The 14,694-nt window shown below is 70.8% G+C and carries 15 protein-coding genes; 10 read left to right on the top strand and 5 right to left on the bottom strand.

Features of this window, described 5'->3' with window-relative positions; genetic code table 11:
* Window positions 1-18 precede the first annotated feature (18 nt).
* The gene (locus ABD355_RS36020) at window positions 19-1,815 is read right to left on the bottom strand and encodes an AMP-dependent synthetase/ligase (RefSeq protein ID WP_344405192.1); all 1,797 of its coding nucleotides are present in this window, start codon (window positions 1,813-1,815) and stop codon (window positions 19-21) included.
* A 337-nt stretch (window positions 1,816-2,152) separates the two neighbouring features.
* Between ABD355_RS36020 and ABD355_RS36015 the strand changes: the two genes are divergently transcribed.
* The 6 genes from ABD355_RS36015 (at window position 2,153) to ABD355_RS35990 (ending at window position 7,297) form a co-directional block, all read left to right on the top strand.
* Entirely contained in the window at window positions 2,153-2,908 is a 756-nt protein-coding gene (locus ABD355_RS36015; RefSeq protein ID WP_180292491.1) for a metallophosphoesterase, read from the top strand.
* A gap of 125 nt (window positions 2,909-3,033) precedes the next feature.
* On the top strand, window positions 3,034-3,477 hold the full coding sequence (locus ABD355_RS36010; RefSeq protein ID WP_344405191.1) for an SRPBCC family protein: 444 nt from the start codon (window positions 3,034-3,036) through the stop codon (window positions 3,475-3,477).
* A gap of 128 nt (window positions 3,478-3,605) precedes the next feature.
* Complete coding sequence (locus tag ABD355_RS36005) at window positions 3,606-4,778, top strand: ArsA family ATPase (protein ID WP_344405190.1); 1,173 nt, start codon at window positions 3,606-3,608, stop codon at window positions 4,776-4,778.
* A gap of 57 nt (window positions 4,779-4,835) precedes the next feature.
* The gene (locus ABD355_RS36000; RefSeq protein WP_344405189.1) at window positions 4,836-5,336 is read left to right on the top strand and encodes a DUF5304 domain-containing protein; all 501 of its coding nucleotides are present in this window, start codon (window positions 4,836-4,838) and stop codon (window positions 5,334-5,336) included.
* A gap of 132 nt (window positions 5,337-5,468) precedes the next feature.
* Window positions 5,469-6,422 (top strand): ROK family glucokinase, encoded by a 954-nt coding sequence (locus ABD355_RS35995; RefSeq protein ID WP_344405187.1) that lies wholly within the window; start codon window positions 5,469-5,471, stop codon window positions 6,420-6,422.
* A 128-nt stretch (window positions 6,423-6,550) separates the two neighbouring features.
* The gene (locus tag ABD355_RS35990) at window positions 6,551-7,297 is read left to right on the top strand and encodes an endonuclease/exonuclease/phosphatase family protein (protein ID WP_344405186.1); all 747 of its coding nucleotides are present in this window, start codon (window positions 6,551-6,553) and stop codon (window positions 7,295-7,297) included.
* Here the strand turns inward: ABD355_RS35990 and ABD355_RS35985 are convergent.
* Window positions 7,294-7,860 (bottom strand): hypothetical protein, encoded by a 567-nt coding sequence (locus ABD355_RS35985; protein WP_344405185.1) that lies wholly within the window; start codon window positions 7,858-7,860, stop codon window positions 7,294-7,296. The genes ABD355_RS35990 and ABD355_RS35985 overlap by 4 nt on opposite strands.
* Complete coding sequence (locus ABD355_RS35980; RefSeq protein ID WP_344405254.1) at window positions 7,853-8,632, bottom strand: alpha/beta hydrolase; 780 nt, start codon at window positions 8,630-8,632, stop codon at window positions 7,853-7,855. The genes ABD355_RS35985 and ABD355_RS35980 overlap by 8 nt, the downstream gene beginning before the upstream one ends.
* A gap of 155 nt (window positions 8,633-8,787) precedes the next feature.
* Between ABD355_RS35980 and ABD355_RS35975 the strand changes: the two genes are divergently transcribed.
* The 4 genes from ABD355_RS35975 (at window position 8,788) to ABD355_RS35960 (ending at window position 12,625) form a co-directional block, all read left to right on the top strand.
* Entirely contained in the window at window positions 8,788-9,516 is a 729-nt protein-coding gene (locus ABD355_RS35975) for a lysophospholipid acyltransferase family protein (protein ID WP_344405253.1), read from the top strand.
* Between the two features lie 26 nt (window positions 9,517-9,542).
* A complete protein-coding gene (macS, locus tag ABD355_RS35970) occupies window positions 9,543-10,772 on the top strand; it encodes a MacS family sensor histidine kinase (RefSeq protein WP_344405183.1) in 1,230 nt (409 codons plus the stop codon).
* Complete coding sequence (locus tag ABD355_RS35965; protein WP_344405182.1) at window positions 10,769-11,458, top strand: response regulator; 690 nt, start codon at window positions 10,769-10,771, stop codon at window positions 11,456-11,458. The genes macS and ABD355_RS35965 overlap by 4 nt, the downstream gene beginning before the upstream one ends.
* Window positions 11,459-11,596: 138 nt before the next feature.
* Entirely contained in the window at window positions 11,597-12,625 is a 1,029-nt protein-coding gene (locus ABD355_RS35960) for a 6-phosphofructokinase (RefSeq protein ID WP_344405181.1), read from the top strand.
* Between the two features lie 17 nt (window positions 12,626-12,642).
* On the opposite strand, the gene ABD355_RS35955 is transcribed toward ABD355_RS35960, so the two are convergent.
* Together ABD355_RS35955 and ABD355_RS44770 are read right to left on the bottom strand one after the other, a co-directional pair.
* Window positions 12,643-14,508: an anthranilate synthase family protein gene (locus ABD355_RS35955; protein WP_344405180.1), complete on the bottom strand. Its 1,866-nt coding sequence runs from the start codon at window positions 14,506-14,508 to the stop codon at window positions 12,643-12,645.
* Between the two features lie 129 nt (window positions 14,509-14,637).
* A complete protein-coding gene (locus ABD355_RS44770) occupies window positions 14,638-14,694 on the bottom strand; it encodes a trp operon leader peptide (protein WP_115913573.1) in 57 nt (18 codons plus the stop codon).

The raw sequence follows: 14,694 nt of genomic DNA, 5'->3' as shown, positions 1-14,694 counted from the left end.
TCGTAGGACCGGGGCGTACTACTTCGCGTAGATCGCCTCGATCTCGTCCGCGTAGTCCTTCGCCACCACATTGCGCTTGAGCTTCAGCGACGGCGTCAGGTGGCCGGACTCCTCGGTGAACTGGGAGGACAGAATGCGGAACTTCCGCACCGATTCCGCCTTCGACACCGCGGCGTTGCCGTCGTCGATTGCCGACTGGATCGCGGCCTGCAGGTCCGCGTCCTCGCGCAGCGACGCCGCGGTGGAACCCGCCGGCTTGCCGTGCTCGGCGGCCCAGCGGCCCAGGAACTCGTCGTCGATCGTGACCAGCGCGCCCACGAACGGCCGCCCGTCGCCCACCACCATGCACTCCGCCACCAGGGCGTGCGCCCGGATGCGGTCCTCGATCACGGCCGGGGCGACGTTCTTGCCGCCCGCGGTGACGATGATCTCCTTCTTGCGGCCGGTGATCCTGAGGTAGCCGTCCTCGTCGAGGGTGCCGATGTCACCGGTGTGGAACCAGCCGTCGGCCAGCGCCTCCGCGGTCGCCGCCTCGTTGTTCCAGTACCCCTTGAACAGGTGCTCGCCGTGCAGCAGCACCTCGCCGTCGTCCGCGATCCGGATCACCGAGCCGGGCAGCGGCTGGCCGACCGTGCCGATCTTCTGGCGGTCCCAGGGGTTGAAGGCGGTGGCGGCACAGGACTCGGTGAGGCCGTAGCCCTCCAGGACCGAGAAGCCGATGCCGCGGAAGAAGTGACCCAGGCGCTCGCCCAGCGGGGCGCCGCCGGAGATCGCGTACTCGCCGCGGCCGCCGAGCACCGCACGCAGCTTGCTGTAGACGAGCTTGTCGAACGTCTTGTACTTGAGCTTCAGGCCCAGCGACGGGCCGGACGGCGTGTCCAGCGCACGGCTGTACGCGATCGCGGTGTCCGCCGCCTTGTCGAAGATCTTGCCCTTGCCGTCCGCCTGCGCCTTGGCGCGCGCCGAGTTGTAGACCTTCTCGAAGACGCGCGGCACACCGAGGATCAACGTCGGCCGGAACGAGGCCAGTTCGTCGGTGAGGTTCTTGATGTCCGGGACCAGGCCCAGCTTGATCGGCGCCATCATCGGCGCGATCTGCACCAGCCGGCCGAAGACGTGCGCGAGCGGCAGGAACAGCAGCACGGAGCAGTCTCCCGTGCGGAACAGCGGGCGCAGCCGCTCCACGATGTTGCCGCACTCGGCGAAGAAGCTGCGGTGGGTGAGCACACAGCCCTTGGGGCGGCCGGTGGTGCCGGAGGTGTAGACGATCGTCGCCGGGTCGTCGGCCTTGGCCAGCGAGCTGCGGTCCTCGACCATGGCGTCGGTGACGTCCCCGCCGAGTCTGCCGAGCTCCTCGAGCGCGCCGGCCTCGATCTGCCAGACGTGCTTGAGGGCGGGCAGCGACTCGCGCACCGACTCGACGGCGGCCGCGTGGCCGTCCAGCTCGACGATCATGGCGGTGGCGCCCGAGTCGGACAGGATCCACTGCACCTGCTCCGGCGAGCTGGTCTCGTACACCGGCACGGTGACCGCGCCCGCGCTCCAGATCGCGAAGTCCAGCAGCGTCCACTCGTAGCGGGTGCGGGACATCAGGCCGACCCGGTCGCCGGGCTGGACGCCGGAGGCGATCAGCCCCTTGGCGGCCGCGTGCACCTCGGCCAGGAAGGTGGTCGCCGTCACGTCCTGCCAGGCGCCGCCCACCTTGCGGGCGATCACGGCGACGTCCGGATGCTGCGCGGCGTTTCTGCGGACGATGTCGGTCAGATTGCCGTCCGCAGGGACCTCGTACAAAGCCGGAAGGCTGAACTCGCGCAAGACTGCTGCTCCTAATAAGGCGCCGGCGCCACGACGTTGTGTGATGCGACGGTGGGTCCAAGGCTCGGGCAGGTGCTCGGGCATTCAGTGGTTGAAATCCTGAGCACGACTGGACTGCCCGGACGTTACCCGCCGGTATGGCTTCTTCGACAGGGGGTCCCGGCGAGATGTTCGCTGCGTCACACGGGTTGGTGTTGCTTTACGTACGGTAGTCCACCCGCTAACTGACTGGCCAGTAACGGCAGGACCGGCCGCCACTGTTCACGTTCACCCCACACGCTTACCCTTGATCGCCATGGCATCCACACCACCCGGCAACCGCAGGACACGCGTCCATGTGGTCAGCGACGTGCACGGCAACGCCCGTGACCTGGCCCGAGCCGGCGAGGGCGCCGATGCCCTGATCTGTCTGGGCGACCTGGTCCTCTTCCTCGACTACGCCGACCACTCGCGCGGGATCTTCCCCGACCTGTTCGGCGAGGAGAACGCCGACCGCATCGTCGAGCTGCGCACCGCCCGCCGCTTCCAGGAGGCACGGGAGTTCGGGGCCCGCCTGTGGGGCGGCATCGGCACGGACCGGGCCGCCGCGATCGAACAGGCGGTGCGCAAGCAGTACGCCGAGATGTTCGCGGCCTTCCCGACACCGACGTACGCCACCTACGGCAATGTCGACATGCCGCCCCTGTGGCCGGAGTACGCCGGCCCCGGCACGACCGTCCTCGACGGCGAGCGCGTGGAGATCGGCGGCCGCACCTTCGGCTTCGTCGGCGGCGGCCTCAAGTCCCCGATGCGCACCCCGTACGAGATCAGCGACGAGGAGTACGCGGCGAAGATCGAGGCGGTCGGCGAGGTGGACGTGCTGTGCACCCACATCCCGCCGGAGGTGCCCGAACTCGTCTACGACACGGTGGCGCGCCGCTTCGAGCGGGGCAGCCGCGCCCTCCTGGACGCGATCCGCCGCACCCGCCCCCGGTACGCACTGTTCGGCCACGTCCACCAGCCCCTGGTGCGGCGGATGCGGATCGGGGCCACGGAGTGCGTGAACGTGGGGCACTTCGCGGGGACCGGGAAGCCGTGGGCGCTTGAATGGTGAATCAGCGCAGGCCCCAACGCAGGTGGGGGTGAAGGCGGGCGCCGACGTGCGCGGTAGCCTTCACGCTGCGCGCACCGTGCGCACGACGACCTCTTTACCGGCCCGCATCTGGAGGAGCCACGGCGATGGCGGAACACACCAGCTCGAGCATCACGATCGAGGCGGCACCGGCCGATGTCATGGCGGTGATCGCAGACTTCGCCCGCTACCCGGACTGGACCGGCGAGGTGAAGGAGGCGGAGGTCCTCGAGACCGACGCCCGGGGCCGCGCCGAGCAGGTCCGCCTCGTCATGGACGCCGGCGCGATCAAGGACGACCAGGTGCTGGCGTACACCTGGACCGGTGAGAACTCGGTCTCCTGGACCCTGGTCAAGTCGCAGATGCTGCGGGCGCTCGACGGGTCGTACATCCTGAAGGCGGTGGGGGCCGGGGCGACCGAGGTCACGTATCAGCTGACGGTGGACGTCAAGATTCCGATGCTCGGGATGATCAAGCGCAAGGCTGAGAAGGTCATCATTGACCGGGCCCTGGCCGGGCTCAAGAAGCGGGTGGAGTCGGGGGAGAAGTAGGTCGCACCGTAGGGGTGAGGGTTCGTCGCCGGGTGCGGGTGCGTTCGGGCTGGTCGCGCCCACGCGGCGGAGCCGCACATTGACACAGCCCCGCGCCCCCAAGGGCGTCTGGGTTAGCGTTCAGCCTCATGCGCACCATCCTGATCACCGGGCCTGGCGGTAGTGGCCGTACCACCGTTGCGGCCGCCACCGCCTTGGCCGCCGCCCGCGAGGGCACCCGCACCCTCGTTCTCAGTGCCGACCGCACTGACACCCTGGGTGCCGTACTCGGGGCGGCGACGGGACCCGCTCCGGTCACCGTCGCCCCCGACCTCACCGCCTGGCGGCCCGATGCCGCTGCCGGTTTTCGGGATGATCTCAGCGCTTTTCAGGAACGTGCGGCCAACGTTCTCGATCTGCTCGGGGCCTCCCGGCTGGATGCCGAGGAGGTCACCCCGCTTCCGGGCGCCGAGGAGCTGAACCTGCTGCGGGCCCTGCGCGACGCGGCTCTCGCGGAGGCCCATGACCTGCTGGTCGTCGATCTGCCGCCGACCCCGCAGGCGCTCGCCCTGCTGGCCCTGCCCGAAGAGCTGCGCCGGTATCTGCGCCGGCTGCTGCCGCCCGAGCGGCAGGCGGCCAGGGCCCTGCGGCCCGTTCTCGGGCGGCTCGCCGGGGTCCCCATGCCCTCGGAGTGGCTGTACGAGACGGCCGCCCGCTGGGACACGGAACTCGGCGCCGTCGAGGCGGTCCTCGCCGACCGGAACACCGTTGTACGGCTGGTCGCCGAACCCGGGCCGGCCGGTGCCGACGCCGTGCACTCCGCCGGCCTCGCCCTCGCCCTGCGCGGCCTGCGCACCGACGCCCTGGTCGCCAACCGGGTGCTGCCCGAGGCGAACGGCTGGCTCGCCGGGCTCGTCGCCCAGCAGCGCAAGGTCCTGGACGAGTGGCAGGAGCAGTACGACGTCCGGACGGTCGCCCATCTCGGCCGCGACCCGCGCGGCACGGACGACCTCGCCGCGCTCGCCGTCCCCGGCACCCTGGACGTCAACGGCACGACGTCCACCGTCGAGTGGCCCGTCACCGACCGGCTCGCCGACGACGGCGTGCTCGTCTGGCACCTCCCGCTGCCCGGCGCCATACGCGACGACCTGGACCTCATCCGGCGCGGCGACGAACTCGTCGTCGCGGCAGGCCGGTTCCGGCGTATCGTCCCGCTGCCGTCCGTCCTGCGCCGCTGCACCGTCGACGGGGCCGCGCTGCGCGAGGGCGAACTGCGCATCCGGTTCGTGCCCGACCCGGATCTGTGGCCGGACAGGCCGTGAACCACGTACGCCCATTCGGGTAACGTCGTAGAGACGAACCGTAGTCAGGAGGTCGTCATGAGCGAAGAGCTCCCCCCGTCCGACGCCGGCAATAACGAGGTGATCGACGAGGAGCGGGCGACCGACGCCGACGCCTGGGCGAAGGCGTGCGCCGAGGACCTCGCGGCCGAGAAGGCCCGCCGCCGCGCCGAGTACGGCCAGCCCCCGATCTCGGCCGGTGAGGAACTGCGCAAGCTCGTCGACGCCGTCTCGGAGAAGCTGTCGTCGATCCAGTCGCCGCTGCTCGGCTCCGTCGCCGGACCGGCCGCCCAGCAGGTGGTGAAGCAGGTCGTCCAGCAGGCGAAGGCCGCGGTCGAACCCGTCATCGAACGCAACCCGGACGTCTTCGACCACCTCGCCGCCGCGGGCAACGAACTGCTCGCCGCCTACCGCTCCGCGGTCCAGGCCCAGGAACAGCGCTGGACGAGCCGTACGACGGACCTGCACAAGGATCTGGACGAGCGCCGGGACGGCGACGAGGGCGGCACCGGTCCCGGGCAGCGCATCGACCTGGACTGACCCTCCCTCGGACCCCTCCCTCAGGCCTCGCCGCCCGGTTCCGGGCTGCCCAGCGATTGGACGTCGAGGCCTTGGCGGCAGGGCCTCGGGTACGGTTGGCCGTAGCGGGGCTCGACCGAAACTGAGGGATTCATGGGACTCACCATCGGCGTCGACATCGGCGGCACCAAGATCGCGGCCGGCGTGGTCGATGAGGAAGGCAACATCCTCTCGACGCACAAGGTGCCGACCCCGGGCACGCCCGAGGCGATCGTGGACGCCATCGCCTCCGCCGTGGAGGGCGCACGCGCCGGGCACGAGATCGTGGGCGTGGGCATCGGTGCGGCCGGTTACGTCAACCGCCAGCGCTCGGAGGTGTACTTCGCGCCCAACATCGACTGGCGCAACGAGCCGCTGAAGGCCAAGGTCGAGGCCCGCGTGGGCCTGCCGGTCGTCGTGGAGAACGACGCCAACGCGGCCGCATGGGGCGAGTACAAGTTCGGCGCGGGCAAGGGCCACCGCAACGTCATCTGCATCACCCTCGGCACCGGCCTCGGCGGCGGCATCATCATCGGCAACAAGCTGCGTCGCGGCCACTATGGCGTGGCCGCCGAGTTCGGCCACATCCGCATGGTGCCGGACGGCCTGCTGTGCGGCTGCGGCTCGCAGGGCTGCTGGGAGCAGTACGCCTCCGGGCGCGCCCTCGTCAGATACGCCAAGCAGCGCGCCAACGCCACCCCCGAGAACGCGGAGATCCTGCTCGGCCTCGGTGACGGCACCCCCGACGGCATCGAGGGCAAGCACATCTCCATGGCCGCCCGCCAGGGCGACCCGGTCGCCGTCGACTCCTACCGCGAGCTGGCCCGCTGGGCCGGCGCGGGCCTCGCCGACCTGGCCTCCCTCTTCGACCCCTCCGCCTTCATCGTCGGCGGCGGCCTCTCGGACGAGGGCGAACTGGTCCTCGACCCGATCCGCAAGTCCTACAAGCGCTGGCTGGTGGGCGGCAACTGGCGCCCGGTGGCCGAGGTCATCGCCGCCCAACTGGGCAACAAGGCGGGCCTGGTCGGAGCAGCGGACCTGGCCCGGGAGCCCGACCCCATCATGTAGCGCCGACTTCCCACGAGACGGCCGCTGCGCTTCCGTAAGGGGCGCGGGGAACGGCGCGACCAGCCACATGCAAGCGGTAGTCGCACACAAACCTCGCGCCCCGAGCTGTTGGGCGTAGATTGATCCACATGGAGCTGCTGCCCAACTCCCACACGGAACCGGACGGTTCAGCCGTCATCAGGGTCCTGTCCTACAACATCCGCTCGATGCGCGATGACACGGACGCCCTGGCCAGGGTGATCACCGCCTGCGCCCCGGACCTGGTCCTCATCCAGGAAGCCCCCCGCTTCTTCCGCTGGCGCAAGAAACTGTCCCGTCTGGCATCGGCCGCAGGCCAAGTCATCCTCACCGGAGGTGCCACCGCCTCCGGCCCGGCGATCCTGTGCACGCTCCGGGCGACCGTCGAGCGCACGGAGGACGTTCTCCTCCCGCTCACCCCCGGCCTGCACCGCCGCGGCTTCGCCACCGCAGTGGTCCGCTTCGGCGGGGCCCGCCTCGGCGTGGTCAGCTACCACCTCTCCCTGCAGGCGGACGAGCGGTACGAGCAGGGCGGCATGCTCCTGGACCGGCTGGCCGGTCTCGGCGTGGAGCATGCGATCGCGGGCGGCGACCTCAACGACCGCCCCACCGGCCGCACCTTCCGCCGCCTCGCCGACGGCCTGCAGGACTGCTGGGCCACCAGCCCATGGGGCAGTGAGTACACCTCGACGCCCGTGACCCCGTTCCAGCGCATCGACGCGATCTTCGCCACCAAGGGCATCGAGGTGCTCGGCTGCGGTGTCCCCGTCGGCCACCCCGGAGTGACGGAAACAGACCTGAGGGCGGCCACGGACCACCTTCCGGTCCTGGCCGCCCTCAGGATCCCGGCGGGCTAGACGACGGCTCCGCGCCCCGGATCGTCGCCGTCCTCGTCGTCCGTCTTCATCCGCATCACCAGCGTGGCGAAACCGCCCAGGAAGCCGCCGATGCCGAGCGTGGCCAGCCACCAGGTCATGTCCCAGCCGAGCAGCACCGCCAGCAGAAGCAGGACCGGGCCGCCGATCACGCCCAGCCAGGCGAACTTGGCGGTCGTGTCGGCGGTGGGCAGCGGCGGCGGCTCCGGTGGTACGAAGTGGCCCTCGTCGTCCTCGTCGAAGTCGTCCTCGGACGGCTCGGCGGCCGTGTAGTCGCGCGGGCCGACGCCGGGCGCGAAGGAGACGGAGCCGCCCAGGGGCTTCTTCGGCTTCTCCTGCTTCGGTGCCTCACCCTGGGTGTCGTCGTTGGTCTCCGGCTCCAGCAGCGCCAGGTCCTCGATCGACTTGAACGGCTTGGTGCCCGGCGGGTCCTTCGGCTCCTCGCCGTAGCCGGCGACGATCGCGGCCCACGCGGCATCCTCGTCGAAGGGGACGCCCTGCTCCTCCGGCTCGCGGTCCTCGCGGTCCGAGTCGTGCTCAGCCACCTGCGGCCGTCCCTTCCTTGCCGACACTGGGTGCGAGCCGGCCGATGAACGCGAGGCTCTCTTCGAAAATCCGGTCCGCATCGTGGTCCAACGTCGCCACGTGGTAGCTCTGTTCCAGCAGTATCTCCGTCACGTCCCTCGATGAGACCCGGCCGAGGATCCGCGCCGAGTCGGCCGGCGGCACGACATGGTCCTGGGGGCTGCGCAGCACCAGCAGCGGCTGCGTGACCTGCGGCAGCTCGCCGTCGACCAGCCGGAAGAAGTTGCGCAGGGAGTGCGCCGCGTGCAGCGGAACCCGGTCGTAGCCCAGCTCGGCGCTGCCCTCCTTCGCGATGTCGCTGGCGATCCCCTTCGAGGTGCGCACCAGATGGCGGGCCACGGGAAGGGCGTACGGGGAAAAGCCGTGCATGCGGTTCGCCGGGTTGACGACCACCACTCCGCCGACCGCCTCCCCGTGCTTCGCCGCCAGGCGCAGCGCCAGGGTGGCGCCCATGGACAGGCCGGCCAGGAACACCTCGCTGCAGCGCTCGCGCAGGGACCGCAGCTCGCGGTCCACCTCGGCGTACCAGTCCTGCCAGCCGGTGAGCTGCATGTCCTCCCAGCGGGTGCCGTGCCCGGGCAGCAGCGGCAGCGAGACCGTGAGGCCGTGCTCGGCGAGATACTCGGCCCAGGGGCGCAGCGACTGGGGGGAACCGGTGAAGCCGTGGCAGAGCAGGACGCCGACCTCCCCGCCCTCGTGGCGGTACGGCTCGGCTCCAGGAAGGACCGGCACCTTCGGTCTCCTGTTCATGAGAGTGACGTGAAGTCCAGGTGCTTCACCGTACGCGACCGCACTGACACCGACCAGGGTCGTCGGATCCTTTGACAGTGCTCCGGGTTAAGGTCTGACCGACGGAAACAGGAGGCACACGGGTGTTGTACGGCACGATGAAGGTTGCCATCGGGGGACCGCTGAAGGTCGCCTTCAGGCCATGGGTGGAAGGCCTGGAGAACATTCCGGCGGAGGGCGCCGCCATCCTGGCGAGCAATCATCTCTCCTTCTCCGACTCGTTCTTCCTGCCTGCGGTCCTCGACCGCAAGGTCACCTTCATCGCGAAGGCCGAGTACTTCACCACGCCCGGCGTGAAGGGCCGGCTGACGGCCGCCTTCTTCAAGGGCGTCGGCCAGCTCCCGGTGGACCGCTCCGGGGCGCGCGGGGCGGGCGAGGCGGCCATCAAGAGCGGCCTGGAGGTCCTGGAGCGCGGCGAGCTGTTCGGCATCTACCCCGAGGGCACGCGCTCGCCCGACGGACGCCTCTACCGCGGCAAGCCCGGTGGTCTCGCGCGCGTGGCGCTCGCCTCCGGTGCGCCGGTCATCCCGGTCGCCATGATCGACACGGAGAAGATCCAGCCGCCGGGCAAGGTCATGCCCAAGCTGATGCGCCCCGGCATCCGCATCGGCAAGCCCCTCGACTTCAGCCGCTACCAGGGCATGGAGCACGACCGCTTCGTGCTGCGCGCGGTCACCGACGAGGTCATGTACGAGATCATGAAGCTCTCCGGCCAGGAGTACGTCGACATGTACGCGACCGCGGCGAAGCGCCAGATCGCGGAGGCGGCGAAGGCCGAGAAGGAACAGGCCAAGGAACAGGCCAAGAAGGAGAAGTCCGAGGCCTAGGCTCTCGGTCGAGGGGGGTGGGGGACATGCCCAAGCGCGAGCGCGTCATGCGCATGTCGGTCGAGCAGCCGCTGTGGCGCGCGCTCACCGCGTACCGGGTGCTCACGATGCTGTACGCGGTCGGCCTGTTCGCCACCGCTTACGACGAGTACGACCACGCGGGCGTCGCCATCGCGTACTACGTCGTCCTGTTCGTGTGGACGCTCGCCACCCTGCCCCGCGTCCAGAGCGCGGCCGCCTGCACCAAGCGCTTCCTCGCGGTCGACCTCGCCATCGCGCTCACCGGCATCCTGCTCACCCCGCTCGCGGTCAACGAGCAGCACATCCAGAGCGGCGGGCCCACCCTGCCGTCGATATGGACCGCCGGCTCCGTCCTCGCGTACGCCATCAAGGGCGGTTGGCGCTGGGCCGCGTTCGCCTCCACCCCGGTCGCCGCCGCGAATCTGATCGAGCGCGGCGCCCCCGCCCGCGACACCGTCCACAACGTGATCCTGGTCTGGGTCGCCTCCATCGCCATCGGCTACGTCGTCGAGGTCGCCCGCGCCTCCGAGCGCACCCTCGCCCGCGCCCTGGAGATCGAGGCCGCGACCCGGGAGCGGGAGCGGCTCGCCCGGGACATCCACGACGGCGTGCTGCAGGTGCTGGCCATGGTGCAGCGCCGGGGCGCGGTCCTCGGCGGCGAGGCGGCCGAGCTGGGCCGGATGGCCGGAGAACAGGAGGTCGCGCTGCGCACCCTGGTCTCCGGCGGGCTGATCCCCGTCTCCCGGGTGTCGGAGGACGCCGCCGAGGGCGCCGTCGTACGGGCCGTGGAGGAGCCCTCGTACGACGAGGACGGTCCCGTCGACCTGCGGGCGCTGCTCGCCCCGTACGCCGCCGCGAAGGTCAGCTTCGCCGAGCCGGGCGCCGCCGTGCTGCTGCCCAGGGCCGCCGCGAAGGAGCTGGCCGCGGCCGTCGGTGCCGCCCTGGACAACGTGCGCAAGCACGCCGGTGAGGACGCGCGCGCGTGGATCCTCGTCGAGGACGAGCCCGGTGAGGTCGCGGTGACCGTGCGGGACGACGGACCCGGCATCCCCGAGGGGCGGCTCGCTCAGGCCGAGGGGGAGGGGCGGCTCGGTGTCGCCCTGTCGATCCGCGGCCGGCTGCGCGACCTCGGCGGCAGCGCCGAACTGATCTCGGTGCCCGGGCAGGGCACGGAGGTCGAACTGAAAGTACCGAAGGACGCGAAGGACCCACGGGGGAAGGCAGAGCGGCGATGACGGACTCGACCGAGGAGCGGCAGGGCGCGATCAAGGTCATGGTGGTCGACGACCACCCCATGTGGCGCGACGCCGTCGCCCGCGACCTGGCCGAGTCCGGCTTCGACGTGGTCGCCACCGCGGGCGACGGCGACCAGGCCGTGCGCCGCGCCAAGGCCGCCGGCCCCGACGTGCTCGTGCTCGACCTGAACCTGCCCGCCAAGCCCGGCGTCCAGGTCTGCAAGGAACTCGTCGGCCACAACCCCGCGCTGCGCGTCCTCGTGCTGTCGGCCAGCGGTGAGCACGCCGACGTCCTGGAGGCGGTGAAGTCCGGCGCCACCGGCTATCTGCTGAAGTCGGCGTCCACCGACGAACTGCTGGACGCGGTCCGCCGCACGGCCGTCGGCGACCCGGTGTTCACTCCGGGCCTGGCCGGACTGGTCCTCGGCGAGTACCGCCGTCTCGCCTCCGAGCCCGCCCCCGCCGCGGACACCGACCAGCCGGGCGCCCCGCAGCTCACCGAGCGCGAGACGGAGGTGCTGCGCCTGGTCGCCAAGGGCCTGAGCTACAAGCAGATCGCCGAGCGCCTGGTCATCTCCCACCGCACGGTCCAGAACCACGTACAGAACACCCTCGGCAAGCTCCAGCTGCACAACAGGGTGGAACTCGTCCGGTACGCCATAGAGCGCGGACTCGACGACGAGTGAGAGCGCCACGGGAGCTTGACGGCGGGTAAACCAACCGCCCGCTGATTCACCGGAATTGCCCTTCCCGCCCATCCCTCTGTGACCTGGATCACCATTAGCGTGGCTGTCACCAGGCAACTGCGGCGAAGGGACATTTCCATGCGGGTCGGAGTACTGACCGGAGGCGGCGACTGCCCCGGACTCAACGCCGTCATCCGGGGCATCGTCCGCAAGGGCGTGCAGGAGTACGGCTATGACTTCGTCGGCTACCGGGACGGCTGGCGCGGACCCCTCGAAGGCGACACCGTCCGCCTCGACATCCCCGCGGTGCGCGGCATCCTGCCCCGCGGTGGCACCATCCTCGGCTCCTCGCGCACCAATCCGCTGAAGCAGGAGAACGGCATCCGGCGGATCAAGGAGAACCTCGCCAAGCAGGAGGTCGAGGCGCTCATCGCGATCGGCGGCGAGGACACCCTGGGCGTGGCGGCGCGCCTGACCGACGAGTACGGAGTGCCCGTCGTCGGCGTACCGAAGACGATCGACAACGACCTGTCCGCCACCGACTACACCTTCGGCTTCGACACCGCGGTCGGCATCGCCACCGAGGCCATCGACCGGCTGCACACCACCGCCGAGTCCCACATGCGCGTCCTGGTCTGCGAGGTGATGGGCCGGCACGCCGGCTGGATCGCCCTGCACTCGGGCCTCGCCGGCGGCGCCAACGTCATCCTCATCCCCGAGCAGCGCTTCGACCTCGAACAGGTCTGCGCCTGGATCACCAGCCGCTTCAAGGCCTCGTACGCCCCCATCGTGGTCGTCGCCGAGGGTGCCATGCCGAAGGACGGCGACGTGGTCCTCAAGGACGAGTCCCTCGACTCCTTCGGGCATGTCCGCCTCTCCGGGGTCGGCGAATGGCTCGCCAAGGAGATCGAGAAGCGCACCGGCAAGGAGGCCCGCACGACCGTCCTCGGTCACATCCAGCGCGGCGGCACCCCGAGCGCCTTCGACCGCTGGCTCGCCACCCGCTTCGGCCTGCACGCCGTCCAAGCCGTCCACGAGGGCGACTTCGGCAAGATGGTCGCCCTGCGCGGCACCGACATCGTCCGCGTCCCGATCGCGGAGGCGACGGCGAAGCTGAAGACGGTGGACCCGAAGCTCTACGAGGAGGTCGGGGTCTTCTTCGGCTGACGGCAGTCCCCGGACGGCTACACGGTCGTGCGGTGCAGCTGGCCGATCAGCTCCCGCACGATCGCCGTTCCGTTCAGTGTCAGCACCGACTCCGGGTGGAACTGGACGCCCGCGAACCGCGGACCGCGCAGTGCGTGCACCTCCCCGTTCGCCGCCCGGCTCACCTCCACCGCGTGGGCGGCCAGCTCGCGCGCCGCCTCCTCGTCGCAGCGCGCCACGAAGCTGTTGTAGAAGCCGACGGTCTCGGTCCGCCCGAACAGCTCGATCGCCGTCTGCGCCCCCTGGTACGGCACTTCCTTCCGTACGATCTCCAGCCCCAGCTCGGCCGCGATCAGCTCGTGCCCGAGACAGACGCCCAGCACGCCGTGCCGGTGCCCCCGGATCACCTCGGCGGTGAGGTCCCGCAGAAACCGCATCTTGGGGTCGTCGAGGTCGGAGGGGTCACCGGGACCGGGCCCGAGGACGAGCGGCCCCTCGTGCGCGAGCACCGCCTCCCGCAGCCCGGGTTCGTCGTAGCGCCGGACGGTCACCTCCAGGCCGCTCGACCGCAGGACGTGCGCCAGCATCGCGGTGAAGGTGTCCTCCCCGTCGACGACCAGGGCATGTCCGGCGAGCTCGGCACCCTTGTTGGGGGCTTCCTGCATCCGCAGCCAGAACGGCGCCAGCGAGGCCCGGCGCCCGTCGAGCGCGGCACGCACGCGTGGGTCGTCGGCGAGACGCACGCGCGCGTGCCCCTCGCGCGGCCGCGCCGGACGTACACCGAGGGCCGCCAGCACGCCCGCCGCCTTCGCATGCGTCTCGGCGACCTCGCCCGCCGGGTCCGAGCCGCGGACCAGGGTGGCGCCGACCGGCACCCGCAGATGTCCTTCGGAGGAGATGTCCGCCGTACGGATCAGGATGGGGGAGTCGAGCGTCTGCGCGCCGCCGGAGTCCCGGCCGAGCAGCGCGAGTGCCCCCGCGTAGTAGCCGCGCCCGCCGACCTCGTGGCGCTCGATGACCCGGCAGGCGTTCTGCACCGGCGAACCGGTCACGGTCGCCGCGAACATGGTCTCCTTCAGGACCTCGCGCACGTCCAGCGAGGACTTCCCGCGCAACTCGTACTCGGTGTGCGCGAGATGGGCCATCTCCTTCAGCCGTGGGCCGACCACCACTCCGCCCATGTCGCCGACGGTGCACATCATCTTGAGCTCCTCGTCGACGACCATCGACAGCTCCTCGATCTCCTTGCCGTCGGCGAGGAAGCCCAGCAGGTGCTCGGGCGTCGGGCCCTCGGCGGGATATCGGTACGTCCCGCTGATCGGGTTCATCACGACCGTGCCGCCGGACATCCGCACATGCACCTCGGGACTGGCCCCGACCAGCGTGCGCTCCCCGGTGTGCACGACGAACGTCCAGTACGCGCCCCGCTCGCCCTCCAGCAGCCGCCGGAACAGCGCCAGCGCGTCCGTGCGGGAGAACCCCGGGATCTCACCCTCGTACGTCCGCCGGATCACGAAGTTGGCGCCCTCGCCCCGCCCGATCTCCTCGTGCAGCACCCGGCCGACGATCTCGCCGTACTCCTCGTCCTCGACGTCGAAGCCGCCGCCCGCCACTCGCACCTCGTGCGCCGGGAGTTGCGCGAGGGCGTCGGCGAGCGGGATCTCGTACGACTCCTCGGGGGTGAGGAAGGCCAGCGGTGTCCCGTCGTCGCGGACGTCGAAGCCGCGTTCGCGGATCTGACGGAAGGGGACGAGCGCGAGGCCCTCGTCGGGGAGGTCGGCCAGGCGGTCGTACGTGGTGACGGGGCCGAGGAACAGCTCGACCGTCTGCTCGTCGTGGCCGGGGGTGCGGCGGCGGAGCAGGGCGAAGGGTCGGGGGTCGTGCGGGAGCCGTACGAGATCCATGGTTCCTCTTCCGTCGATGTCGAACGATGTCGAGCGATGTCGAGTCGATGCGATGTCGGTGAGGAACGGCCCCGGAAACGCCGAAGGCCGCCCCTCGGGCGGCCTTCGCGAAGTCTTGCGTACGCGCAGTCAGTGGGCCGCCGGATGAGCGGTCCACCACCAGTTCTGGATCGAAAGCGCGAACAT

The sequence above is a fragment of the Streptomyces longisporus genome (assembly GCF_039532765.1).
In the GTDB taxonomy this organism is placed as follows: Bacteria; Actinomycetota; Actinomycetes; order Streptomycetales; family Streptomycetaceae; genus Streptomyces; species Streptomyces longisporus.
Note: the sequence above shows the minus strand (reverse complement) of the source record. Positions and strands in the feature narration are given on the sequence as shown.

What these genes read in the sequence shown, in the direction of transcription:
- ABD355_RS36010 (WP_344405191.1), top strand. Translation starts at nt 3,034, where the DNA reads ATGGCGGAACACACCAGCTCGAGCATCACGATCGAGGCGGCACCGGCC.
- ABD355_RS36005 (WP_344405190.1), top strand. Translation starts at nt 3,606, where the DNA reads ATGCGCACCATCCTGATCACCGGGCCTGGCGGTAGTGGCCGTACCACC.
- ABD355_RS36000 (WP_344405189.1), top strand. Translation starts at nt 4,836, where the DNA reads ATGAGCGAAGAGCTCCCCCCGTCCGACGCCGGCAATAACGAGGTGATC.
- ABD355_RS35995 (WP_344405187.1), top strand. Translation starts at nt 5,469, where the DNA reads ATGGGACTCACCATCGGCGTCGACATCGGCGGCACCAAGATCGCGGCC.
- ABD355_RS35990 (WP_344405186.1), top strand. Translation starts at nt 6,551, where the DNA reads ATGGAGCTGCTGCCCAACTCCCACACGGAACCGGACGGTTCAGCCGTC.
- ABD355_RS35975 (WP_344405253.1), top strand. Translation starts at nt 8,788, where the DNA reads ATGAAGGTTGCCATCGGGGGACCGCTGAAGGTCGCCTTCAGGCCATGG.
- macS (WP_344405183.1), top strand. Translation starts at nt 9,543, where the DNA reads ATGCCCAAGCGCGAGCGCGTCATGCGCATGTCGGTCGAGCAGCCGCTG.
- ABD355_RS35965 (WP_344405182.1), top strand. Translation starts at nt 10,769, where the DNA reads ATGACGGACTCGACCGAGGAGCGGCAGGGCGCGATCAAGGTCATGGTG.
- ABD355_RS35960 (WP_344405181.1), top strand. Translation starts at nt 11,597, where the DNA reads ATGCGGGTCGGAGTACTGACCGGAGGCGGCGACTGCCCCGGACTCAAC.
- ABD355_RS35955 (WP_344405180.1), bottom strand. Translation starts at nt 14,508, where the DNA reads ATGGATCTCGTACGGCTCCCGCACGACCCCCGACCCTTCGCCCTGCTC.